This is a genomic window from Stenotrophomonas sp. YJH_SMC_14-1 (assembly GCF_059372275.1).
This window is the reverse complement of sequence record NZ_JCAFVK010000001.1, coordinates 971701-995276: the sequence shown is the minus strand read 5'-3', so window position 1 is coordinate 995276 and position 23576 is coordinate 971701. Positions and strand designations below refer to the sequence as shown.

Here is a 23576-nt window from a genome sequence, read left to right as displayed (position 1 = left end):
GCAACGTGATGCCGTGCTGCCTGAATGGCTGCATTACTACAACTGGCACCGACCCCACATGGGGATCGGCAGCCAACCGCCTATTTCCAGAATCCCGCTGAACAACGTGGTGGGTTTACACAACTAACAGTCGACTCTACCCCGTCGGGCGCCCCAAGCCAGGCGAATGCCCCTGTGTACATGCTCCACAGGCATCACTTCATGCCCTCGCACCACGCAGCGCCCCGCATCTGCACCCGTAGCATCAAGCCATGCCCAGCCCACCCACCGATCCCAGCGCACCGCTCGTCGCCATCGTTGCCTGCCACGGCCAAGGCCTGTTCGAGTTCGGCTGTGCGGTTGGCCTGTTCGCGCCGGTGCGGCCGGAACTCGGCGTGGCCTGGTACCGCACCCAGCTGTGCGCGGGTGAACCCGGTGCGCTGCGCATGCTTGGCGGAACGCAGGTGCAGCTTCCCTACGACCTCAGCACAGTTGATGACGCCGACATCATCGTCATTCCCGGTTGGCGCGAGCCCAGCGAGCGCCCGCCACAGGCGCTGCTTGATGCACTCATCCGTGCCCACGGCCGTGGCGCGCGCATCGCTTCGATCTGCTCCGGTGCCTTCGTGCTGGCGTGGGCCGGGCTGCTCGATGGCCGCCCGGCCACCACCCACTGGCGCCTCACCGAAGCGCTGGCACGCGACTTTCCGCGCATCGATGTGCGCGAAGACGTGCTGTACGTCGATACCGGCAACGTCATCACCTCGGCCGGCTCGGCCACCGGCATGGACATGATGCTGCATATGGTGCGCAAGGATTACGGTGCGCGCGTGGCCAATCTGGTGGCCGAACGGCTGGTACTGGCGCCGTGGCGTGATGCCGAACGCAGCCAGCGTGTCAGCCGCGCCATTCCCCATGGCGAGCCCACGCGCCTGGCAAAGCTGATGGAATGGATGCGCCGCAACCTGCGCGAGCCGCACTCGCTGGGCAGCCTCGCCGATCAGGCCGCGCTCAGCCAGCGCACGCTGCAGCGGCAGTTCCTGGAGGCCACCGGCCTGTCGCCCATCGACTGGCTGATCCGCGAGCGCGTGGCCTACGCCCGTGAGCTGCTAGAAACCACCGACCGGCCGCTGCAGTGGATCGCGGAACAGGCGGGCTTTGGTTCGCAGGAGTCGTTCCGCCGGCACTTCCGCGGCCAGGTGGACGCTAGTCCCACCGAATACCGCAGCCAGCATCGCGGCGGAATTGGCGCGGATCGGCTGGTGGGCTGCTGATCCAGCTCAGCGCTCTCAAGCTCCACGTGAGAAAAGGCTCACGGCGGACGGTGGAGACCCACGTATAGTGATGTGCGTCACACGAAGCCCCTTCCATGCTCCACGCATTTGCTTACTCCAGCCACATGTCGGCTGGGCTTTCCGATGAAACCCTCCGCCAGATCGTTTCCCGATCCGCCGCGTTCAATCGCCGGATGGACGTGACCGGTGCATTGCTCGTCGATGGGCACCGGTTTTTCCAGTACGTCGAAGGCCCTCCCGACGGGCTGGAGGCGGTCAAGCGCCGCATCCATGACAGCCGATCGCATGCTGCCATCGTGCCGGTACTGGACATGGCGATCAGCACGCGTGCTGTTCCCTATTGGGCGATGACCCGCATCGAGACCGGGCAGATCGTCGTGTCCGGGCTGGTCAATGCGCGATGGGACGAATTCGGCCATTCCGTTCCAGGCATGGATCAGCTCGTCGGCCTGCTGCGTCCGCACTTTCCGCGCATCGGCCCGCTCAGTGCACACCATGCCTCCGTCGGATCCAGCTGAACCGCCGCCTTGCGCGCGTAGTCACACGCGGCCGCGTGCTCCCTGCACACGTCATCATTCAACCCGCGTTACCCATCGTTCCTGCCAGATCCACAGCATGCCTGTACCCGCTCAACCTTCAACGCAAACACGTGCCTCGCCCGCCGAGTTGTTCGAGGTCGTCGTCCTGCGTGCAGGCACGGCCCTGTTCGCGATCGACGTCCAGGCTGCCGTGGAAATACGCGGCCCCGAGACCTTCGGCCCCGCAGATCATCAGGGCCGGCGGACCCTGGAGGTACGGGCGCAGCCGTTGCCGGTAGCCGACCTGCGCAGGCTCAGCGGTCAACCGGCATTCGGTGGCGGCAGCCCTGCCGTGCTCTTGATCAACGCCGGTAGCGCAACCCTGGCGCTGGCGGTGGATCAAGTGCTGGAGATCGAGACGCCGGACGCAACGCCAGACGTATCCGCGCCTGCCGAGGGTCGGGTGTTCAACTTCTGCAGCCGGCATGTTCGGGTGGATGCCACACGTTCGGCTGCGCTGATCGAACCGCAGTCGTTGCTGGCTGAAATGGCCGTGCGGGACTGAGGTGCCTCTGCTCAAGGGCGCCTGCGAACCGGTTGAGACCGCATGCGCCAGCACTGCGCGGCAAAGCCCAGCACAAACACCGCAGCCAATCCCAGCAGCGTGTGCAGCACCACCGGGGCCATCGGCGCGGCAGCAATCGGATGCGCTGCCGGCACGCGGGTCAGCGTTTCGTTGACGCCGGGCACCAACGACAGCAGGAAGCTGAAAGACAGCGCAAACGTCGATGCATAAGGTGCTGCGCGCCCCAGCCAGCGCAGCCGCGCGGCCAGCACGCCGCCGAATGCCACCAGCAGCACGATCACCCCGAATGCGTGGCCGGGGTTGATCCCGCCCGTGCTGGACACGGTGAACGAGGTGGCCACCGACAGCACCAGCCCCACCAGGTACAGCTTGCCCGCGCGCGTGGCGGGATCGATTGCGCGATGGCGAATGAAGGCATACAGGCCACTCAACACCGGGATCAGGCTGACAGCGGTATGGATCACGCCAAGCGTGGACAGAGGGTGGGACATGGGACATCTCCAGGGATAGAATGAACCTACTAGTAGGTAGGCATTGGACTCAAAAAGAAGGCCCGCGTCGCCGCAGGCCCACCACACATCTCTCAGAGCGCCGCACTCACCCGCGCGATCGCCAACTGTGCCAGTGCCGCGAAGGTCGCCGCGTCACCAAAACCGCGCGCGGCCAGCATCGCGCCGTGCACCGAGGACATGAACGCCCTGGCCTCGTCCGCGGGGGAACCCTGCAGGCGCAACTGGCCCAGCGCCGCGCCCTTCTCCAGCGTCACCGTCAGCCACCCGCTCAGATCCTCGAAATGCCCGCGCACTTCATCGGCAATCTCCGCAGGGATCATCGGCGCCTCCGCTGCCAGCATCGCGCAGATGCAGAACGACGACGTCCCCCCTGCAATGCAGCTGGACCAGTACTCCACATAGGCGTTGAGCTCCTGCAGCGGGTCGTCCAGCTGCCGGTCCAGCAGCGCCAGGCCTTCGCGCGCCTCGGCCCGGTACAGTTCAACCACCGTGCGCACCAGGTCCGCCTTGCTGGGGAAGTGGTGATGGATGCTGGCCTTGCTGATGTTCACCCGCGCGGACACGTCGGCGTAGCTGAAACCGTTGTAGCCACCGGCCTCCAGCAGCGAACGGGCATGGGTCAGGATCTCCTGGGCCTTGGGCGAGAGCGACTCTTTCATGTCGCCAACCTACTAGTAGGTTGAAACGCTGTCAACTACCCGCTGCCGGGCTCGCCGGGCATGGCCCGGCGCTACCCACGCCCCGCTCAGTTCTCCTGCACCAGCTTGAACTCGCGCAGCAGACCACCGATCTGGGTCTTGTCCAGCTTGTTCATCAGCAGGTTGCGCAGGAACGCTGGCCCGGGAATGTCCAGTTCCTTGCCATCACGCAGGCGCCCGGTCGCGGCCAGCAGCGAGCGCACGTCATACGTGGAATTGAACACCTCCGGCACGCCACGCTCGATCCCCAGCAAGGTGTACACCGCCTCCATCGGCGTGCGCACCGAGTACTCGGTGGTGAAGATGCAGTCGCGCTGCTTCGATTCGGCGAACTGGCCGATGAAAGCGAAGTTCACCGCACCTTCCGGCACCACGTCCGGGCGGTCACCTGCCTGGCGTGGCATGAAGAACGCCGTGATGTACGGCATCATCACCGGCACTGTCTTCGCGCCGGTCGCCGCCAGCTCGTCGATCTCCTCCACCGGCACGCCCAGGTGGTACAGCCACTCGCGGGTGATCTCCTCGCCGGTGCAGTCCTGCATCGGCTTCTTCACGTAGTCGCCGGGCGTATCCACGAACAACGAATACACCCAGACCACGATCTGGTCCTTGGGCTGGTTCTTGAAATGTGGCTGGCGATTCACCGTCCAGCTCATCAGCCAGCGCGAGTCGCGCACGCTGACGATGCCGCCGGTCACCACTTTGCCGCTGAAGGGATCGCGCTTGGCGATCTTCTGGATGTAGGCCGGAATGCGCGCATCCAGCGTGGTCACCGTTGCCGATTCCCACTTGGTTTCTGGAATGTGCGCGCCGAACACATCCGGATGCCCGAACGCGTCATCCTTCGCGGCAATGCGGCGCCACAGGTCCCAGGCAGGCGCCGGGCCTTCGTTCAGGCGTGCCGCAGTGTGGTGGTCGCCATTATCCGAGTTCTCGGTCAGCGAACCGATGGTCATGAACAGCAGATCATCCGCGCAGAGATCCACGCCACCGGCTACACCGTCATGCATCCAATGGATGCGCGTGGCCTGCTTGCGGTCCGGCTGCAGATCAAAGTCGACGTCGGTCACCTCGGTACCGTACTGGAACACCACGCCCTGGTCCTGCAACCACTTCACCAGCGGCAGCACCAGCGATTCGTACTGGTTGTACTTCGTGAACTTCAGCGCCGAGAAATCCGGCAGGCCGCCGATATGGTGGATGAAGCGATGCAGGTACAGCTTCATCTCCAGCGCCGAATGCCAATCTTCGAACGCGAACATAGTTCGCCAGTACAGCCAGAAGTTGCTGTCCAGGAAATCACGGCCCAGTACTTCGTTGATGCGCTTGTTCTCCATCTCCTGACGGGTGGCCAGGAACAGCGCGACGATGTCCCTCTGTGCCTGCTCGGTCAGCGTGAACAGGCCATCGGTGTGTGCATCCTCGCCGCGATTGATGGTGGCGCGCTGCAGCGAATAGTTCGGGTCGTCCTTGTTCAACCAGTAGAACTCGTCCAGCACGCTGGCATCTTCGATCTCCAGCGACGGTATCGAGCGGAACAGGTCCCACAGGCACTCGAAATGATCTTCCATCTCGCGGCCACCACGGATCACGAAACCCTTTTCCGGCACCTTCAGGCCATCCAGCGCACCGCCAGGAATCTGCTGCTGTTCAAGAATGGTGATGCGTTCACCGGCCATGCGCCCATCGCGCACCAGGAACGCGGCGCCGGCCAGCGAGGCCAGCCCCGACCCCACAAACCAGGCGCGCTTGCCATCGACACCGGCTGGCTTGCGCGGGCGCGCGAAGGCTTCGTAGTTGCCACTGCTGTAGTACATGCGCTGCTCCTTCCTGGAGGGGGTGACCCCACTCTAGCGCCGAACCGATGTACCGATTCCTGCATGCATGCTGCGACCGAATGACGCAGCGGCGTCAGAGCTGGCGGCCCAGCAGCATGCCTGGCCAGCCGTCCACGTTGAACGGCGCAATTCGCGTGTAGCCGCAGGACTCGTAGAAGCGCACCAGATCACCGCTGCCTCCGCCATAGCAGTCCACGCGCAGATGGTCGAGGCCGGCAGCGCGCGCCTGCTCATCGGCAAACGCCATCAGGCGACGGCCAATGCCGCGCACGCGCGCATCACGCGAGGCCACCAATACCCGCACGTACAGCTCCGGCCCATCGGGCGCCGGCACATAGGGCATCGACTCGCCCAGCGCCAGGAACGCACGCACCTCACCCTGCTCGTTCTGGGCCACCCATGCGCCAGGCAGCGCGCACGCATCGGTCACCTGGGTGACCCGGCGCGGCACCGTGGACCACAGCTCGCTGCCCCATTGCTGCAGATTGCCAATGGACACGAACCATTCAATCACCTCATCGAACAGCGCCAGCACCGCAGGGGCATCTGCCGCACTGGCGCGGCGGATGGTCAAGGTGTCCTCTCCTGTTTCAGTCATGCACGTACTCCTGTCAACGCGTCAATCAGCTGTCACGAGGATGTCGGCCAGCGGCCAGCACTACCAGGGTCGGAAGTCCCTGGGCCGGATTTGACATGCAGGCATTTACCTGCATATAGTCCATCCCAAGGGCGGCACCTGCCTGCCCATGCGAGGAACCTGCAATGGTGGATATCGCACACAGGGTCGGCATCAAGGCCCCCGCAAGCCAGGTGTACCAGGCGCTGGCCACCCCCGAAGGCGTCGCCGCCTGGTGGGCTGAAGACACCCATGGCGACCGCGAAGCCGGCGGCTCGGTCAAGGCCCGTTTCACCAATAACGGCCAGGAAATCGGTGCCATGGAAATGCAGCTGGAACAGCTCATTCCCAGCGAGCTGGTGCTCTGGAAGTTCCTGGCCGGCCCTGCCGAATGGATCGGCACGCATGCGCGTTTCGCGCTGAAACAGGAAGGCGACTACTGCATCGTCCTGTTCACCCATGAAGGCTGGAAAGAGCGCGTCGAGTTCACCTCCCACTGCAGCACCAAGTGGGCGGTGTTCCTGATGAGCCTGAAGGCACTGCTGGAAACCGGCAACGGCCAACCCAACCCCCACGACGTCAGGATCGACAACTGGAACTGAAGACGTCCCGCATGAATGCAGACAAGGTATTCAAGGCGCTGGCCGATCCCACGCGCCGGACGCTGCTGGATCTGCTCTGCGAAGACAACGGCCAGACCCTGGGCCAGCTGTGCGAGCACCTGGACATGGCCCGGCAATCGGTCACCCAGCACCTGGGCCTGCTGGAAGACGCCAACCTGATCAGCACTGTGCGCCGTGGCCGCGAGAAGCTGCACTTCATCAACCCGGTGCCGCTGCATGAAGTCTACGAACGCTGGGTACGCAAGTTCGAGCAGCAGCGCCTGAGCCTGCTGCATGACCTGAAACGCGAACTGGAAGGAGAATGACGATGTCTGCAGAGTCAACCCGCTTCATCCACGTGATCTACATCGCGTCCACGCCACAGAAGGTGTTCGAGGCCATCACACGCCCCGAGATCGCCAGCCGCTACTGGGGCCACGAGAACGTCTCGGACTGGAAGCCCGGCTCGCGCTGGCAGCACGTGCGTGCCAACGAAACGCGCTCGGTCGAGCTGGTCGGTGAAGTGGTGGAGAGCACCCCGCCCTCGCGCCTGGTCATCACCTGGGCCGCCGCCTCGCAGGCCGACAACCCGGATGCCTACAGCCGCGTCACCTTCGACATCGTGCCCTACCAGGACATGGTGCGGCTGACGGTTACCCATGAGGAGCTGGAACCGGGCAGCGGCATGGATACCGGCATCCGCCAGGGCTGGCCGATCGTGCTGTCGAGCCTGAAGTCGCTGCTGGAAACCGGCAAGGGATTGGACGTATTTGCGAAGCCGAACTGAGTCGTGCCGCAATCGGCGGCGGCGCGCCATCCGCCGCCAGCGCTCCCCATCCGGTCAATCGCTCAATCTGCGCGAACGTCCATAACTGCCATGCACATCCTGCTTGATCCAATCTGCCAGCAGGCGCAGGTAGCCGTCGGTGATCCGCGTCGACACCCGGTTGCCCTCGGCATCGGTGCGGAACTCGACCATGCCGTGGTCGGTATCCGGGAACAGGTAGGTGTCGATCGGTTGCCCCGACGCGCGCAGTCGCGACAGGATCGAACGCGTGGCGGCAATCGGCGCGGCGCGGTCCTGCTCGGCCAGCACCCACAGCAACGGCACCTTCAGGCGGCGCAGCGCGGCCTCGGCGTCGTAGTCCCAGATCAGCTCCAGGTTGTCGAATCGCGCGCGACCGATCCGGCGCAGGTCAGCGTCACTCATGCGCAGCATATCGCCGCTGTATTCGCCGTTGATCGTCTTCGCCCACGGCGCGGCACCGATCTGCGCACGCACCCTGGCCAGTGCCTCGAACCCTTCGTTGAAATGCGTGCGCATCAACTGCGCGGTCGCGTCTGAAAGCTGGCCGACCTGCTTCATCGCCGTTGCATCCAGCTGCATGCGGCGTGCCTCGTCGAACAGCTGCTCGCGGTCCTCCTCGATCGGCGACACCACCAGGCCGAAACCGATCGCCACGAAATCCGCCTGCGAGCGCGTCGCCGCCAGCGGCGCGATCCACCCGCCCTGGCTGCCACCGAAGTAGCCGGCCTGACCGAATCGCCCCGCCGCCAGCTCACGTGCCTTGGCAAGCGCCGCCGCTGCATCGTCAGCCAGCAGCTCGAAGTTCTGGGTGTACTCGCCTTCCGAATCGCCGGTGCCACGCTTCTGGTAGGCGAACACCGAAATGCCTTGGGCCACCAGCATGCGCTGGTAGATGGCCGCCACCGCCATCGTGCGTTCCGAGCCGTGCACCAGCACCACCAACGGCCGTTTGGAGTCGGCCGGACCAGCTGGTTCGATCAGCTGCCCGACCAGTTTTGTTCCGGCACTGATGAACGTTGCATCGGTATCGCGGGTCGGCAGTCGCTGCCAGCGCTGCGTGGCTCCCGCAGGCGTCCTGAAGCTGACCACATCGCCGCTGCAGCTCACCGGCGCGTTGGCATCACCGGTGGCGCCACGTCGCCCGTCCAGCATCAGATAGCGCTGGCCCGTGGCCGGTGCCGCAGCGGGTGCGCCGAGCACCACGATGTTGCCCTGCCCGTCACCGTAGGCGCTGGCCGTGCACAGCTCGGCGGCCGCGGCCGGCAGACCCGAACACACCAGCACCGCCATCAACAACGAACGTCCTTTCCACCCTGCCATGCCCTTTCCCGGTATCGTGAACCCGCCTCGTGCGGGCGCCCGGCGCAGCCTAGCGCGTTCGTTCGCGAGATTCATGCTGCATCTGCTTACTGTTGGCCTCTCCCATGGCCATACTGGGCGGACGATACGAACCTCAGAGCGCACGATGCACACACATGTCGAACAGATCGGCAGCACCCGCGTCCTGCGCAGCGCCGATACAGGCCCGCTTCTGGATGGCAACGCCCTGCGCGACCTGGTCGGCGATGCCCTTGGGCACCAGGCCGAGTGGATCGCCGTGCCGGTGCAGCGCCTATCGGCAGACTTCTTCGAGCTGCGCTCCGGCATGGCCGGGCAATGGCTGCAGATGCTGGTGAACTACCGCCTGCACTTCGCCGTCCTGGGCGATGTCAGCGGCTACCGCGCACAGAGCGAGTCGCTGGACGCGTGGATCACCGAGTGCAACCGTGGGCACAACGGCTGCTTCGTGGCCGACTGGGACGCCCTGCTGGCACGCCTGCCGGCCCCCGCCAGCACCGGCTGAACGCCGCCCCCACGCTCGCCCTCGCCAAACCCGGTTCCGACCGCGCTCCGACGGCGCCCGCCACAGCATCACCGGCAGGCTCCCCTGGCGACGTTCCATGCGTGCTTCAGACGCAGATTCCCTGCACAGCAAGGTGGCGGCGGTCACCCTCGGTTTCTGGGTGATGAAGATCGCCGCCACCACCCTCGGCGAGACCGCCGGCGACCTGCTGTCGATGACCCTCAACCTGGGTTACGTGGCCAGCTCGGCCATCCTGCTGACGGTCTTCGCCGGCCTGCTTTCCCTGCAGTTGTCGGCACGGCGCTTCCACCCGGTGCTGTTCTGGTCGGTGGTGCTGGCGACCAGCACCGCTGGAACCACTATCTCCGACCTGCTCGACCGCACGCTCGGCCTGGGCTACGCCACCGGCGCCAGCCTGCTGGCCGGTTGCCTGGCGCTGGTGTTGCTGGCCTGGCGCATGTCGGAGAAGTCGATCTCGGTCAGCAACATCGCATCGCGCCGCGCCGAAGGCTTCTACTGGACCGCTGTGCTGTTCTCCAACACGCTGGGCACCGCGCTGGGCGACTTCCTCGCCGACGATTCCGGGCTGGGCTTCACCGGCGGCGCACTGCTGATCGGCAGCCTCATCGCGCTCACCGCACTGGCCAGCCGCATCAAGGGCATCAACCGGGTCATCCTGTTCTGGATCGCCTTCGTGCTCACCCGCCCGTTCGGCGCCACCTTCGGCGACCTGCTCACCAAGCCGCTGAAAAAGGGCGGGCTGGGCTTCGGCACGGTCGGCTCGTCGCTGGTGTTGTTCACCATTCTGGTAACGCTGGTGGCGCTGCCGATGGTGCAGCGTAAGGCGCAGCCAGCCAGCTAGCGCGCCGTCCAGCCCCCATCCACGGGCAGTGCCGTGCCGGTGATCTGCGCTGCCGCGTCCGAGGCCACGAACACCACCATCTCGCCCAGCTGCTCGGGCGTCACGAACTGCAACGAGGGCTGCTTCTCAGCCAGCAGCGCGCGAGCGGCGGACTCCTGATCCGTGCCTTCCTTCTCCGCCAACGCGGTGATCTGCTGCTCGACCAGCGCCGTTCGCACCCAGCCCGGGCAGATGGCATTGGCGGTGATGCCGGTGCCCGCATTCTCCAGCGCGGTCACCTTGGTGAAGCCCACCACGCCATGCTTGGCCGCCACATAGGCCGACTTGTTCACCGAGCCCACCAACCCGTGCACCGACGCGATGTTGATGATGCGGCCGGCGCCCTGCTGCTTCATGTGCGGCAACGACGCCGCCGTGGCATGGAACACCGCCGACAGGTTCAGCGCCAGGATCGCGTCCCATTTCTCGACCGGGAATTCCTCGATCGACGCGGTGTGCTGGATGCCCGCGTTGTTCACCAGGATATCGATGCGCCCCATCGTCGCGACGGCGTTTTCGATCATTCCGCGCACCGCCTCACCACGGGACAGGTCGGCACCGTCATGCGCCACGCGCACGCCGAACTCGGCTTCCAATTGGGAACGGATGCGCTCGATTTCCGCCGCATCGCCGAAGCCATTCAGCACGATGTCCGCGCCTTGCCGTGCCAGCGCGGTGGCGATGCCAAGACCGATACCGCTGGTGGAGCCGGTGACCACTGCAACCTTTCCAGAGAACATGAGCGAGCTTCCGTCGGGCACAGGCGGCCAGTGTAGCGTCACCGGCTCGCCGCTTTAACTGACACCCTCAAGTCGGCCCACAGCTAGAAGCGGATGCCCGCCCGATCAACGGACGCCAGCGGATTGGCCTTCCGCACCGCCTCCAGGAACAGCAGGAAATCGCGGTTGAACAGCGTCAGGTTGCTGGTGAACGTCACGCACTTTCTGCCCGATGCTTTGCTGAAGCACACCTGCCAGACATAGCGCCCGTAGATCTTGTCGGACGTTCGTGTGACTGAGGTGATCTGCGAAAGCGGAACCGCCGTGGGCACCGGCCCTCGCCGCAGGTAAAAGGACGCCGCATCAAAGAAGTAGTGCTCGCGATCCTCTTTGCCATCCACCATCACCAAGGTCATGGACGTGCCGGAAATCCGGCGCGGGGCATGCAAACGCAGCCCAGACTTCACGGACGAGCGAGCAGTTGCTGCCATTCGCCGAAGGGTGAACCAGAGGATCACCAACGGAAGTGCCGCGAGGACAATGAAACCTACGGTCTTCAAAACAGTTTCCAGCGTGCTGGGCACACAGATCTCCAGGATGAACGTTCAGGCGATGCCCAAGTAGATCCACGCCATGCGTGGATGCTCTCCCTCAGCGCCCCATCACTTCCAATGATCCGGCCCCAGGAACGGCAGGCTCAACACAAACACCGGAACCGCCACAGGGATCAGCGCCGCGCCGAGCACCTTGCCCGCCGCCGAACCCACACCCGGCTTGTCCTCCCTCTCCGGCAGGATCCGCTGCGCCCGTGCATTGATCGGCTGTGCCAGCCTCCCCTTCTCCGCCAGCGCCGTAGCATCCGGCAACTTCACCCGCTCGCCGTCGCCCTCGAACAGCGCGCTGTAATAGCTGCCGCCCTTCTTGGAAAGATTGCAGGCGCGGTCAAACGCCAGCGCGTAACGGGTCCGGTCCATCGGCAGGTAGTAGCGCGCCCGCTCCTCCACGGCCTTGGCCTCACGCGGGGTAACCTCAATCCGCTCCAGCTTGAACTGCGCGGCCTGTTCCGCCGTCACCTGCTCCGGCCGCAGCAGCAGCGCATAGCTGCCGTGCACCTTGGCCTTGTTGGCCGGGTCGCGCCAGTCCTCATGGAAGTACATCTGCGCGCAGGCCACCGCCTCGCGCAGCGGGCTGTCCATCAGCGCGCGGTACTCGCGGAACGGCGCGGCATTGAAGCGCATCGGCTCGTCATAGCGCGGCAGCAGATACAGCTGGCCGTCTTCGGCCACGAACGCACTGGTGATCTCGCGGCTTGAGGCGTGTTCCTCCGGGCCACTGGCACAGCCGGACAGCAAGCCAAGGCACAGGGCGGAGAGAATGAAAAAAGACGTTCGCATGGCGTGTTCTAGAGCTTCCCTGGAAAACCGGCCTCGCTCATAAGGACGAGGCCGGTCCGCCATGGTGCCACGGCACCGCATGCGATGCAGAGCCCGCCCTACTTCAACCGCTCCACCAACCGCTGCCCCACCTCCAGCGCCGAAGCCGGGTTCTGCCCGGTAATCAGCTCGCGGTCCACCACCACATGCCCGGTCCACGGCGTGGTGTTGCTGCTGAACGTCGCACCCGCCCGCTGCAGCGCGGTCTGCGGGTAGAACTTCATCTCACCGCCGCCCAGCAGCGGCTTGGCCTGCGCTTCTTCCTGGTTGCTGATCACCGTCATCTGGTAGCCGCTGTAGATCCACTTCGGCGTGGCCGGCATCGCGCCCGCCTCCAGCTTTGCCACGAAACCACCCGCATCCGGCAACGTGGACAGCAGCGCGATCGGCCCGTGGCAGACCAGCGCGGTGGTCTTGTTGCGCTGGTGGAAGTCGGCCAGCAACCGGCCCAGCGCCGGGCTCTTCAGCAGGTCCTGCATTGGCGCGTGGCCACCGGGAATGTAGACCGCATCGAAACGCGCATACCCCTGCTGCTCGATGCGCGACAGGCTGACCACCGGCGAGGCCGTTGGCGAGGTCAGCGCCAGCTTCTCCAGCAGGTCCTTGTGCAGCGTCAGCTGTGCGGCATCGTTGCCGAAGTAAGCGGCCGTTACCGAGGACGCATCCACCGTCGGCGCCCGCCCCTGCGGCGTGGCGAAGGTCACCTCGTGGCCCGCGTCCAGCAGCAGCTTGACCGGCTGCATCAGCTCGTTGAGATAGAAGCCGGTGGACAGCACCTTGCCGTCCTTCAGGTCCAGGTGGTTTTCGTCGGACAGCACCACCAGCACGTTGGCGGCATGCGCGCTGGTGGCGGCCAGGGTCAGGGCCAGCGCTGCGGCCAGCCGGGTCTTCAAGTTCATGGGATAGCTCCTATCAGGGAATGGCGGCCACTTTATTCATCGCCCCAGCGGCGATAAATTGGCCCCATCGCAAAACATCTGTTCCCCGGAGAGCAAAATGAGCCGCAAGTTCGACTACCTGGGCGATGTGGAGGTGTTCCTGGCGGTGGTCGAGCACGGCTCGTTCACGGCCGGCGCGGTGGCGCTGTCCACCACGCCCTCGGTGCTGAGCCGTGCGGTCACCCGCCTGGAAGCGCGGCTGGGCCGGCAGCTGCTGCAGCGGACCACCCGCCGCGTGGGCCTGACCGACGCCGGGCGGCTCTACCTGGAACAGGTGCGCACCGCCTTCGGCCTGCTGGACGACGCCGAGCGCGACGTCCTGGCCCAGGACGGTGCGCTGGCCGGCCGCGTGCGCCTGAGCGTGCCCACCACCTATGGCCACTACCGACTGCCGCCCGTGCTGGCGCGCTTTGCGCAGCAGTACCCGCAGGTGCAGGTGGAACTGAACATCACCAACCGCAACGTGGACCTGGTGGCCGAAGGCTTCGACCTGGCCATCCGCCTGGGACAGCTGCCGGACAGCGGGCTGGTGGGGCGGAAGCTGGAAGATGCGCCTTTGGTGCTGGCGGCTTCGCCGGACTACCTGCAGCGCCGGGGTACGCCGCAGACGCTGGACGATCTGCAGCAGCATCTGTGCCTGCCGTTCGTGATGCCGCGCACCGGGCGGTTGGCGCCGTGGGTGTTTCGGGATGGCGGGCGGGATGTGGATTGGGTGCCGCGTTCGTCCATCGAGACCTCCGACGATGTGCTGGGCGTGGTGTCGCTGGCCGAACAGGGCATCGGCATCTGCCAGAGCTATGAATTCATCGTGCGCGAGCGATTGCGGCGCGGGCAGCTGGTGGAAGTGCTGCCGCAGCTGCGTGGGCGGTCGCGGCCGTTCTCGGTGATCTATGCGCCGCATCGACGGCAGTCGGCGGCGGCAAGGGCGATGATTGAGTTGCTGGTGGGGAATACTGCGGTGGTTGAGGACGCCGCTAGTTGAGGCTGCGATGCTCGCTGGCGGTGTCGTGTTTGAACCGATTCTCGGGGCCTGCGCCTGGTTGTGCGCCATTGCCTGCTGAGGCGAACTAAGAACTGTTGCAAAGAAGGCCGTCGCGCTATTCGCTTGTGGCGCGGGCGATTGCGTCATTCAGAATCGCAATCAACAGAGCAGCCGCGCGAATGCGTCTGGCGGTGTCGCGTGCTGCACGCATGGCGCGTGCCACAATAGTTCTTCGCTCTCGGATTCAGAGATTCCTTCGCGAATTTCTATTGGCATTCGAAGCGGCGGCGTAACCAACATGACGTGCCACCGACAACGGGTGGCTCCGGGTCTGCAAACCCGCGATGAGCAACGACTGTTGTTTACGCTTGCCCGTCGGCACCGTCCTTAACCGGTGCCGGCGGGCAATCCGTCGGCCTATCTGGCGGGCGGTGCGTGGGGGTCTTCGGACCCACCGGTCATTCGTTGCTTCGTCCCGGTTTGCAGCCACGCATCGTCCGCCACCTCCTCACGGTGGCGCTGTTAAGCACAGCCACGGAAGCCGACGCCATGAACGAAGCCGATACCTTTTCCTCGTACACCGTTGTTGAGCCCATCAACGACGACACTCCCCTGCCCGACCTGAACTCCCTGCTCGGCATCCTCAAGCGCATGCGCGGCTGCGAAGGGGCTGATGGACACCCTTGGCCAGAAACCGATGTATCACCCGGCCGCCGCGTGAGCCTGGCCAGGAGCGAGCGCGCGATGGTGGGCGCGCTGACGGTGCTGGAGCTGTTGCATGCCGCAGACCGCTGCCGGGTGGCAGCGGAGCCGGAGCGGCATTTGGATGAGGGGGTTGTTGATGGGTTGTTTCTAGCTTGCCGGGGGTTGGTTGAGTGGGCTTGTCATGAGGTAAGGCCGGAGTGACCTGCCTGACCGGAGCGACGTACAGCAGATTTGATTGGGCGTCACATTGATTAACACGCGCCTCCTGACAGACGCGAACATAGCAGCTCCACCCGGCTGAAGAGCATCGGAGCAAATTCCTACATCAATGAGCGATCACGGTCGAGAGCGGCGAGCCCCAGCAAGCCCGTTCGATCATCCTCCGGAAAGGACGATGCATGCAAACGAGACCGAATGAGCTGCAGTCTTTTACCGTGGCGATGTCCTAAGGCCATCCTCCGGCATTTGGCCAGCGCTACCCCAACGCGAACTCGAGCTGATCGAAGAAGCGCGGGATACTCTCGTACTGGTACATCCTCCAGTAGGCGCGCGCCTGCTGGTCTACCTTCACATGTCCGAGCAGGCGAAAATCGCGCATAGATGGAAAAGTACGCGACGCTGCCGCCAGGGATGCCGCGTCGGTATCATTGAAGTATTCGCTACCCATTGAGGGCGCATCGAAGCTTCGAATCACCTCCCCCACGATCACAAGCGCAGCTACCACATGCATCACATCGAGAAGTTCGAGCTCGTACTCCTGTAAAGAAAGATGCGCTGCCGCGCGATCGGCGTGTTGCTTTAGAAGGCCGATCCGCTTGTGGAGTCGACCGGGAGCCTTGAGTAGGTCAGTATCTGTCCGCGCGTATTCACGAAAGAATTCCCTTAAAAAGACGAGGGCGCGATGAGCATCTTCGAAAGTATTGCTTCCTCGCTCGGACCAGTAGTGCGCATGCTCTTCGAGCACTCCGTCGGGCAAGCGGCCGAAATTACCTCCAGTAAGGTCTGGCTTGGTGGCATGATCAAAGACTTTCCGGCAGTTCAGGGACAGCGAGTTCAGCGTTGAGAACTCTAGGTACGACTGCGATACGCGAAAGGGCAAGTCGCCCGAGGCATCCATATCTTCAGCAGCCTGCGCGGTGCCAAGAAAATAGTAGAACGCCGGAAGGCTCATGCTTGCGCGTGACATAACGCCTCGCAGAAAGTGGACTGATCGCAGCTTCCCGTGGAGACGAAACGGCTCTTCCTTCCGCCGCATCCTCTCTGCACGCGCATCGAGATCAAATTTTCGGCTCATTGCTTCGCGCCTGCCTGGCTACGCCGCTCAAGAGTCAGAAGTCGCCGCCTGACTGGACCAAGAACACCGACGCTAGCACCTTTACAATTAGTACTCATTATTGTCATCTTCCCACATATTTCGCGCAAGCCTATCAACATCAATGCCAAAGTACTCTATCGCATCATAATGACTAGTCGAAACATAACTATCACCTAATCCGCAAGCAAGAAGCTTTGAGTATCCTGAAATCTTCAATCCGCATGCAACGCAGAAGAACTCCTCTGGCCGCATTGCTTGACGTTCAATAACACCATCTTCCGCAGTTGATGTTTTGGCTACGCCCATTGCGCGCCCCTGCACGAGCGCAGTGGCGGTACAGGAGGGACAATTAACTCGATGACCATAGTGGCGCAAAGACGCAGCCGCAGCCTGGTCCAGAGCCGTCTTCCTGTCCTCGTCTGACTTCGAATCCCAAACAACCTTATGGGCATTGATAGCACCAAGGACGCTCTTCGCGGCGCCGTCATTAAGTGCTGATATATCTTCCCTCGCCTCTTTTGCCCCAGCATCTCCGAAAAGATTTTCCAAGGAAGACCCACAATGACTCAAGAGCACATCGCAGACAGCAAAGAAGTGCGGCCGCCAGGACGACGAGCTAGAGCTTTCAAAGTTCAGGTTTCCAGAATGAAGCTCCGAGTTTCTCTTTGAGAAATGCGCCAAGCAAAAGTTGACATGCTCGCGCGTAAACGCAGGGACCAATTCTTCAGCGCGCCCAATCAATTCTGTAATCGGGGCGGTTCGAGGAACGAATTTAGCCTTCTTTGGAGCATGCCCAAGTGCATAAAGAATATTATTCCAGTCGGAGCCGTCTGCCACAAGCGCAGGCGACACATGCGAAATTGACGCTCTTATCAACATTTCCATGAGAAAAGTTGACCAAAGCCCATACTGCCAATCGGTAGAATTAGCCTGCATAGCCTCCGAATACAAGTCAGACTTGGCTAAGTAGGAGCTCTTTGACCACTCGTGATCGACCCTAACTGCCATCTGTCCTCCCTCACTCCAAGTAGACCCTCTTCAGAACTCTTCCACGAGAACTCGACGACACTTCCGACCTGCCGTGCAGGGTTCGCCAATTGTCCACCACCAGTACTTGGCCAGGCTCATCTAGGGCAACGCTACTAATACTCACATCCCGAATCCGATCGTTAATCATTCGCACAGCACGGACTGCTATCGAATTTACGGGCTGAAGGAATAGTGTATCCCAACGGAATATATCACCATCCACCATTCTTAGCGGAATCTGACGACCATCAAGCGGCCTCCGAGATCGCAAAATTGCCTTCCTAAAGAAGTCCCGTTCCTGGGGGCTAATCAGACTATCTCTGTGCACTATATTTGTCTTCACGTCGTGGGATCCCACGATACAAATAAGCGCAAAGTAGCGCGGAGGGATGCTCCAGTGAGCCATATCGGTATGAAATGGAAATACCCCTAATCCGAAATTATGGCTATAGCTGGGACCCATACCCACACCAACCCTTGGCACGAGCTCTTGAATTGGCTCAACGCCATAAATTTTGTCAATATTTCCTAAAGTCTGCTCGACTTCAGTAAATTCGAATTTCCTAGAAATTTGGGTCTTCGCAAATCCGACATCTTGAAGCTGTCGTTGCCATGAACTCATTCCAAGACTCCAGAATTTTGAGAGCTCAACGGCTCATCCATAGAATATGAATTGGCCCAATGCGAACAGCTACAGTGGCTGCTTCACCTGAATCTCGGATGTCAACGAGCGCTCACCCTTTTTCTTCTGCCCTAATATTCCAATCACGCCGCTCTTTGGATTCTCCACAGGTTGTGCATACGAACTCACCCGTATTTGACCCCAAGTGATACTCCTGCTCTACTCGAGGGTGATTGCAGGGCTTATTCCCCCAACTTTTCCGAAGTTTTTCCGCCTCTCGCATTTGCATAGCAATCCCTTGTGTATGCCTGAGAAATTAGGTGTTGACCGTTTTGATCTTACGACCACAGAAGATCTTGGACAAGCTACCTCGAATTGACCCCCAAAGTGCCGGAAAGCCGCTTTGGATGTAAATCGCCATGAATGGCGCAAAGCACCTCATCAGCGCTCGCGGCGAACAAAAAAGGGCGCCTCTCGGCGCCCTCGTTCTTTCAACTCATTCCCACTCAATGGTCGCCGGCGGCTTCCCCGAGATGTCATAAACCACCCTCGACACCCCCCGCAACTCATTGATAATCCGGTTGCTCACCGTCCCCAGGAACTCATACGGCAGATGCGCCCAATGCGCGGTCATGAAATCAATCGTCTCCACCGCACGCAGCGCAATCACCCACTCATAAGCCCGCGCATCGCCCACCACGCCCACCGACTTCACCGGCAGGAACACGGCAAACGCCTGGCTGGTCTTGTCGTACAGGTCCGCCTTGCGCAGCTCATCGATGAAGATGGCATCGGCCTTGGCCAGCAGCTCGGCGTACTCGCGCTTCACTTCGCCCAGGATACGCACGCCCAGGCCCGGGCCCGGGAACGGATGGCGGTAGACCATGGTGCGCGGCAGGCCCAGCTCGACGCCCAAGCGGCGCACCTCATCCTTGAACAGCTCGCGCAGCGGCTCCACCAGGCCCAGCTTCATGTGCTCCGGCAGGCCGCCCACGTTGTGGTGGCTCTTGATCACGTGCGCCTTGCCGGTCTTGCTGCCGGCCGACTCGATCACGTCCGGGTAGATGGTGCCCTGCGCCAGCCACTTGGCGTTCTTCAGCTTGTTCGACTCTTCGTCGAAGATCTCAACGAACAGGTTGCCGATGATCTTGCGCTTGGCTTCCGGGTCGCTCACGCCTTCCAGCGCGGCGAAGTAACGGTCGGCGGCATTCACGCGCACCACCTTCACGCCCATGTGCTCGGCGAACATCGCCATCACCTGGTCGCCTTCCTGCCAGCGCAGCAGGCCGGTATCCACGAACACACAGGTCAGCTTCTCGCCGATCGCCTTGTGCAGCAGTGCGGCCACCACGGACGAATCGACGCCGCCGGACAGGCCCAGGATCACTTCGTCATCGCCCACCTGTTCGCGCACGCGGGCGATCTGGTCTTCGATGATGTTGGCGGCGGTCCACAGGGTCTGGCAGCCGCACACGTCCACCACGAAGCGGCGCAGCAGCGCCTGGCCCTGCAGGGTGTGGGTCACTTCCGGGTGGAACTGCACGCCGTACCAGCGCTTTTCTTCGTTGGCCATGGCGGCCACCGGAATGCGGTCGGTGGTGGCGGTGATGGTGAAGCCCGGCGGTGCAACGGAGACGTGGTCGCCGTGGCTCATCCAGACATTCAGCTTCGGCTCGCCGCCATGGTCGCTCAGGCCCTTGAACAGTGCATCGGGGTTGATCACGTTCACTTCGGCGTGGCCGAACTCGCGCTGGTCAGCGGCTTCGGTAGCACCGCCCAGCTGCGCGGCCAGGGTCTGCATGCCGTAGCAGATGCCGAAGATCGGCAGGCCGCTGTCGAACACTTCCCGCGGCGCGGTCGGCGCACCCGGCAGCGTGGTCGATTCCGGGCCACCGGACAGGATGATGCCCTTGGCGCCAAACGCGGCGATCTCGGCCGGGTTGTGGTCCCAGGCCCAGATTTCGCAGTAGACGCCCAGTTCGCGGATGCGGCGGGCGATCAGCTGCGTGTACTGCGCGCCGAAATCGAGGATGAGGATCTTGTCGTTATGGATATTGGTCATGGTGCCGTTCCAGTGGTGTTTTTCGCAGCGCCCGGCGCTTCGAGGCTCTGCGTCAGCGTGGCGATGAACGCCTCGCGTTGTTGAATATGTGAGGGGTCTTCCTCATCCCAGCGCAGCATCAGCAGGCCGTGCGGTGCGTTGGGGTTGGCGCGGTCAGCGCGCGGCAGCTCGGCGATTTCCTGCACTTCGGTGCCAGGTACGAGGCGACGTTGCAGTGCGGCCATCGAGAAGCCCGAATCTGCAGCGCCCCAGAACGCCCATTGCACGCTCATCCGTGCGGGCTCCAGCGCGCCCAGTACTGGCGTCAGCACCGGATCATCCGGCCCGTGCAGCAGCTCGGTAATGCATTGCAGCGTGACCTGCAGCGGGCGCTCGCCGGTGCCTTTCAGCAGCCAGCGGTGCTCGCCGGCAGCCTCCATGTGCCAGCCTTCCGGCAGGGAGAATGAATTCTGGCACTTCTGCACGTCCTGCAATTGCGAAACCGCCGCGCCCGGAGACCCGGAGCGCGGCGGCGGTTCGGACAACGAACAGCCTGCCATCAGCAGGCTGCCCGTAATCGCAAGAGCAGTTCGCAAGCGCATCAGGCGCGGTAGTTCGGCGGCTCTTTGGTGATGGTCACGTCGTGGACGTGGCTCTCACGCTGGCCGGCGCCGCTGATCTTCACGAACTTGGGCTTGCTGCGCATGTCTTCGATGGTGGCGCAGCCCACGTAGCCCATGGTGGCGCGCAGGCCGCCCATCAGCTGGTGGATGATGCCGCCCACCGGGCCGCGATACGGCACGCGGCCTTCGATGCCTTCCGGCACCAGCTTGTCGGCGGTGGCGGCGTCCTGGAAGTAGCGGTCCTTCGACCCCTTCTCCATGGCAGCCAGCGAACCCATGCCGCGGTAGCTCTTGTACGAACGGCCCTGGTACAGCTCGGTCTCGCCCGGCGATTCCTCGGTACCGGCCAGCAGGCCGCCGACCATGATGGTCGAGGCACCGGCGGCCAGCGCCTTGCCGATGTCGCCCGAGTAGCGGATGCCGCCATCGGCGATCAGCGGGATGCGGTCCTGCAAGGCTTCGGCCACCAGGTCAATGGCGGTGACCTGCGGCACGCCGACGCCGGCAACGACGCGGGTCGTGCAGATCGAGCCCGGGCCGATGCCGACCTTGACGGCGTCCGCGCCGCTGTCCAGCAGCGCCAGTGCGGCTTCGCCGGTGCAGATGTTGCCACCGATGACCTGCACGTTCGGGAAGTTCTTCTTGACCCAGCTGACGCGGTCCAGCACGCCCTGCGAGTGGCCGTGCGCGGTATCGACCACGATCACGTCCACGCCGGCGGCGACCAGCGCTTCCACGCGGCGATCGGTATCGCCACCCACGCCGACGGCAGCGCCGACCAGCAGGCGGGTCGACAGATCCTTGGCAGCGTTCGGGAAGTCGGTGTTCTTCTGGATGTCCTTGACGGTGATCAGGCCACGCAGTTCGAACGAATCGTTGACCACCAGCACCTTTTCGATGCGGTTGCGGTGCAGCAGCTGCAGCACTTCGTCGCTGGCGGCGCCTTCCTTGACCGTGATCAGGCGATCCTTCTTGGTCATGATGTGGCGGACCGGATCGTCCAGCTCGGTCTCGAAGCGCATGTCGCGGTGGGTCACGATGCCGGCCAGCTGGCCGTCGCTGCCCACCACCGGCACGCCGGAGATGTTGTGCGCCTGGGTCAGGGCCAGCACGTCGCGGATGGTGGTTTCCGGGCCGACGGTGATCGGGTCGCGGATGACACCGGCCTCGAACTTCTTGACCTTGGCCACTTCCGCGGCCTGCTGTTCCAGGCTGAGATTCTTGTGGATGATGCCCATGCCGCCGAGCTGGGCCATGGCGATGGCCAGGCGGGCTTCGGTGACGGTGTCCATCGCGGCGGACAGGATCGGAAGCTTCAGCTTCAGGTCTCGGGTCAACCGCGTTTCGAGGTTGACGTCCTTGGGCAGGATGGTCGAGTGGGCGGGGACGAGCGAGACGTCGTCGTAAGTGAGTGCTTCAGCCTGGATGCGCAGCATCGGCATACCCGAGATGTGGGGAAGCGCGACATTTTACCCTGTTTTCGCGCCGCGTGGCAGGGGGTAGATGCGACGCAGTGTCGCGCGGGCGGTGATTGGTTCAGGGCGGCTTGGGTGGGTGCCAACCTTGGTTGGCACTATCCATCCGGCACCAGGACCCCAGATGGGGCCAAGGCCTCTGCCTGTTTGTGCCAACCAAGGTTGGCACCCACCAGGAGCGGGTCATGCCGGGGGGCCCAAGCCACCTTGGATTGCCTTGGGTAGGTGCCAACCTTGGTTGGCACGATGCGTCCGGCACCGGCACCCCAGATGGGCCGATGGCCCCGATGGATGTGTGCCAACCAAGGTTGGCACCTACCAGGAGCAGGCCAACAGTCGGCACCCGCCCCAAAGGTCAGCTCAGCGCTTCCGCGGCTTCCAGGGTGTTCTGCATCAACGTGGCCACGGTCATCGGGCCCACGCCGCCCGGCACCGGGGTGATCCAGCTCGCCCGCTGGGCGGCCGCCTCAAACCCAACGTCGCCCACCAGGCGGCCGTCATCCAGCCGATTGATACCCACGTCGATCACCACCGCGCCCGGCTTCACCCACTCGCCCGGCACGATGCCCGGGCGGCCCACCGCCACCACCAGGATGTCGGCGTTGCGCACGGCCTGTTCCAGCACGTCCTTGGGGGTGAACTTGTGGCAGCTGGTCACGGTGCAGCCGGCAATCAGCAGCTCCAGGCCCATCGGGCGGCCGACGTGGTTGCTGACGCCGACGATGGTAGCGTTGCGGCCACGCACCGGCTGGTCGGTGTGGCCCAGCAGCGTGGTGATGCCGCGCGGGGTGCACGGGCGCAGGCCGAACTCGCGCAGGGCCAGGTGGCCGACGTTTTCCGGGTGGAAGCCGTCCACGTCCTTGCGCGGGTCGATGCGCTGGATCAGCCGGCGCGCGTCGGGGATGCCCGGCAGCGGCAGCTGGATCAGGATGCCGTTGATCTTCGGATCGGCGTTGAGCTGGTCGATCAGGTCGAGCAGCTCGGCTTCGGTGGTACCGGCCGGCAGATCGTAGTCGTGCGCTTCGATGCCGACCTTCTCGGCGGCACGGCGCTTGTTGCGCACGTACACCGTCGAGGCCGGGTCGCCACCGACCAGCACCACAGCCAGGCCCGGACGGCTGCCACCGGCGGCCACGCGAGCGTCGACGCGCACCTTCAGGCTGTCGAGCAGATCCTCGGCGATGCGGCGGCCATCAAGGATGCGGGCAGGATGCTGGGGGACGGAATCGTTCATCGGGGCAGGCGTGGGGCGGCGGGGACGCTATTGTCCCCGATTCAGGCCCCCTCGCCCACCGCCGTGCGCCGACTCCGCGCACCGGTAGTGCCGGCCGCTGGCCGGCAACCCCATGACGTCGGAACGTTTCCGTATCCGCCGGCCAGCGGCCGGCACTACCAACCACCGGCTCCGGCAATTCCCCACACGGGTAGTGCCGGCCGCTGGCCGGCACCCCCATGACGGCGGAACGTTTCCGCATCTGCCGGCCAGCGGCCGGCACGA

General features: G+C 63.8%; 26 protein-coding genes. 11 read left to right on the top strand and 15 right to left on the bottom strand.

The features are described from left to right. The 4 genes from AC5P9P_RS04870 to AC5P9P_RS04855 form a co-directional block, all read left to right on the top strand. Window positions 1-127, top strand: a 127-nt coding sequence (locus tag AC5P9P_RS04870) for an integrase core domain-containing protein (protein ID WP_495201759.1), incomplete at its 5' end; no start/stop codon positions are given. A gap of 124 nt (window positions 128-251) precedes the next feature. Beyond that, entirely contained in the window at window positions 252-1253 is a 1002-nt protein-coding gene (gene ftrA / locus AC5P9P_RS04865; protein WP_495232616.1) for a transcriptional regulator FtrA, read from the top strand. A 95-nt stretch (window positions 1254-1348) separates the two neighbouring features. Next, window positions 1349-1792, top strand: coding sequence for a BLUF domain-containing protein (locus AC5P9P_RS04860; RefSeq protein WP_495232615.1), 444 nt, complete (start codon window positions 1349-1351; stop codon window positions 1790-1792). 97 nt (window positions 1793-1889) lie between these two features. After that, window positions 1890-2357, top strand: coding sequence for a chemotaxis protein CheW (locus tag AC5P9P_RS04855; RefSeq protein ID WP_495232614.1), 468 nt, complete (start codon window positions 1890-1892; stop codon window positions 2355-2357). An 11-nt stretch (window positions 2358-2368) separates the two neighbouring features. Here AC5P9P_RS04855 and AC5P9P_RS04850 read toward each other — a convergent pair whose 3' ends face one another. The 4 genes from AC5P9P_RS04850 to AC5P9P_RS04835 form a co-directional block, all read right to left on the bottom strand. After that, a complete protein-coding gene (locus tag AC5P9P_RS04850) occupies window positions 2369-2869 on the bottom strand; it encodes a hypothetical protein (RefSeq protein ID WP_414497908.1) in 501 nt (166 codons plus the stop codon). 92 nt (window positions 2870-2961) lie between these two features. Continuing rightward, the gene (locus AC5P9P_RS04845) at window positions 2962-3549 is read right to left on the bottom strand and encodes a TetR/AcrR family transcriptional regulator (RefSeq protein ID WP_049395871.1); all 588 of its coding nucleotides are present in this window, start codon (window positions 3547-3549) and stop codon (window positions 2962-2964) included. 86 nt (window positions 3550-3635) lie between these two features. After that, on the bottom strand, window positions 3636-5405 hold the full coding sequence (locus tag AC5P9P_RS04840; RefSeq protein ID WP_495232613.1) for an oleate hydratase: 1770 nt from the start codon (window positions 5403-5405) through the stop codon (window positions 3636-3638). Between the two features lie 94 nt (window positions 5406-5499). Further along, the gene (locus tag AC5P9P_RS04835; protein ID WP_111188224.1) at window positions 5500-6024 is read right to left on the bottom strand and encodes a GNAT family N-acetyltransferase; all 525 of its coding nucleotides are present in this window, start codon (window positions 6022-6024) and stop codon (window positions 5500-5502) included. A gap of 164 nt (window positions 6025-6188) precedes the next feature. On the opposite strand from AC5P9P_RS04835, the gene AC5P9P_RS04830 reads away from it, so the two are divergent. The 3 genes from AC5P9P_RS04830 to AC5P9P_RS04820 are packed head-to-tail and all read left to right on the top strand — an operon-like array spanning window position 6189 to window position 7431. Next, entirely contained in the window at window positions 6189-6644 is a 456-nt protein-coding gene (locus AC5P9P_RS04830; protein WP_353088822.1) for an SRPBCC family protein, read from the top strand. 11 nt (window positions 6645-6655) lie between these two features. Further along, window positions 6656-6970, top strand: a complete 315-nt coding sequence (locus tag AC5P9P_RS04825) for an ArsR/SmtB family transcription factor (RefSeq protein WP_005416268.1) — start codon at window positions 6656-6658, stop codon at window positions 6968-6970. Between the two features lie 2 nt (window positions 6971-6972). Beyond that, window positions 6973-7431: an SRPBCC family protein gene (locus AC5P9P_RS04820; protein ID WP_005409329.1), complete on the top strand. Its 459-nt coding sequence runs from the start codon at window positions 6973-6975 to the stop codon at window positions 7429-7431. Window positions 7432-7485: 54 nt separating this feature from the next. Here the strand turns inward: AC5P9P_RS04820 and AC5P9P_RS04815 are convergent, their stop codons facing one another. Then, window positions 7486-8772 carry an alpha/beta hydrolase family protein gene (locus tag AC5P9P_RS04815; protein WP_049403164.1) on the bottom strand — a complete coding sequence of 429 codons (1287 nt, stop codon included), beginning with the start codon at window positions 8770-8772 and terminating at the stop codon, window positions 7486-7488. A gap of 145 nt (window positions 8773-8917) precedes the next feature. Between AC5P9P_RS04815 and AC5P9P_RS04810 the strand changes: the two genes are divergently transcribed. Both AC5P9P_RS04810 and AC5P9P_RS04805 read left to right on the top strand, forming a co-directional pair. Further along, window positions 8918-9295, top strand: a complete 378-nt coding sequence (locus AC5P9P_RS04810; protein WP_049403163.1) for a DUF4180 domain-containing protein — start codon at window positions 8918-8920, stop codon at window positions 9293-9295. Between the two features lie 97 nt (window positions 9296-9392). Next, window positions 9393-10157 (top strand): COG4705 family protein, encoded by a 765-nt coding sequence (locus tag AC5P9P_RS04805; protein ID WP_049403162.1) that lies wholly within the window; start codon window positions 9393-9395, stop codon window positions 10155-10157. On the opposite strand, the gene AC5P9P_RS04800 is transcribed toward AC5P9P_RS04805, so the two are convergent. From AC5P9P_RS04800 to AC5P9P_RS04785, 4 genes are all read right to left on the bottom strand, one after another. Beyond that, window positions 10154-10936 (bottom strand): 3-hydroxybutyrate dehydrogenase, encoded by a 783-nt coding sequence (locus AC5P9P_RS04800; protein ID WP_111109124.1) that lies wholly within the window; start codon window positions 10934-10936, stop codon window positions 10154-10156. The genes AC5P9P_RS04805 and AC5P9P_RS04800 overlap by 4 nt on opposite strands. A gap of 83 nt (window positions 10937-11019) precedes the next feature. Continuing rightward, window positions 11020-11499: a hypothetical protein gene (locus tag AC5P9P_RS04795; RefSeq protein ID WP_239502983.1), complete on the bottom strand. Its 480-nt coding sequence runs from the start codon at window positions 11497-11499 to the stop codon at window positions 11020-11022. Window positions 11500-11577: 78 nt separating this feature from the next. Then, window positions 11578-12309 (bottom strand): hypothetical protein, encoded by a 732-nt coding sequence (locus AC5P9P_RS04790; protein ID WP_184013897.1) that lies wholly within the window; start codon window positions 12307-12309, stop codon window positions 11578-11580. A 98-nt stretch (window positions 12310-12407) separates the two neighbouring features. Next, window positions 12408-13247: a type 1 glutamine amidotransferase domain-containing protein gene (locus AC5P9P_RS04785; RefSeq protein ID WP_184013898.1), complete on the bottom strand. Its 840-nt coding sequence runs from the start codon at window positions 13245-13247 to the stop codon at window positions 12408-12410. Between the two features lie 97 nt (window positions 13248-13344). Here AC5P9P_RS04785 and AC5P9P_RS04780 point away from each other — a divergent pair, with 97 nt between their 5' ends. Together AC5P9P_RS04780 and AC5P9P_RS04775 are read left to right on the top strand one after the other, a co-directional pair. Further along, the gene (locus AC5P9P_RS04780; RefSeq protein ID WP_184013899.1) at window positions 13345-14268 is read left to right on the top strand and encodes a LysR family transcriptional regulator; all 924 of its coding nucleotides are present in this window, start codon (window positions 13345-13347) and stop codon (window positions 14266-14268) included. 549 nt (window positions 14269-14817) lie between these two features. Beyond that, window positions 14818-15174, top strand: a complete 357-nt coding sequence (locus AC5P9P_RS04775) for a hypothetical protein (protein ID WP_495232612.1) — start codon at window positions 14818-14820, stop codon at window positions 15172-15174. 274 nt (window positions 15175-15448) lie between these two features. Here AC5P9P_RS04775 and AC5P9P_RS04770 read toward each other — a convergent pair whose 3' ends face one another. The 6 genes from AC5P9P_RS04770 to folD all read right to left on the bottom strand — a co-directional run bounded on the left by AC5P9P_RS04770 (window position 15449) and on the right by folD (window position 23312). Next, a complete protein-coding gene (locus AC5P9P_RS04770; RefSeq protein ID WP_164227460.1) occupies window positions 15449-16267 on the bottom strand; it encodes a hypothetical protein in 819 nt (272 codons plus the stop codon). A gap of 87 nt (window positions 16268-16354) precedes the next feature. Next, window positions 16355-17296 (bottom strand): hypothetical protein, encoded by a 942-nt coding sequence (locus tag AC5P9P_RS04765; RefSeq protein ID WP_164227461.1) that lies wholly within the window; start codon window positions 17294-17296, stop codon window positions 16355-16357. Window positions 17297-18435: 1139 nt separating this feature from the next. After that, on the bottom strand, window positions 18436-20001 hold the full coding sequence (gene guaA / locus AC5P9P_RS04760) for a glutamine-hydrolyzing GMP synthase (protein WP_164227463.1): 1566 nt from the start codon (window positions 19999-20001) through the stop codon (window positions 18436-18438). Continuing rightward, a complete protein-coding gene (locus AC5P9P_RS04755) occupies window positions 19998-20474 on the bottom strand; it encodes a hypothetical protein (protein WP_204273452.1) in 477 nt (158 codons plus the stop codon). The genes guaA and AC5P9P_RS04755 overlap by 4 nt, the downstream gene beginning before the upstream one ends. A 107-nt stretch (window positions 20475-20581) precedes the next feature. Further along, window positions 20582-22039 carry an IMP dehydrogenase gene (guaB, locus tag AC5P9P_RS04750; protein ID WP_005416248.1) on the bottom strand — a complete coding sequence of 486 codons (1458 nt, stop codon included), beginning with the start codon at window positions 22037-22039 and terminating at the stop codon, window positions 20582-20584. 394 nt (window positions 22040-22433) lie between these two features. Next, window positions 22434-23312 (bottom strand): bifunctional methylenetetrahydrofolate dehydrogenase/methenyltetrahydrofolate cyclohydrolase FolD, encoded by an 879-nt coding sequence (gene folD / locus AC5P9P_RS04745; protein ID WP_065195938.1) that lies wholly within the window; start codon window positions 23310-23312, stop codon window positions 22434-22436. Window positions 23313-23576 lie beyond the last annotated feature (264 nt).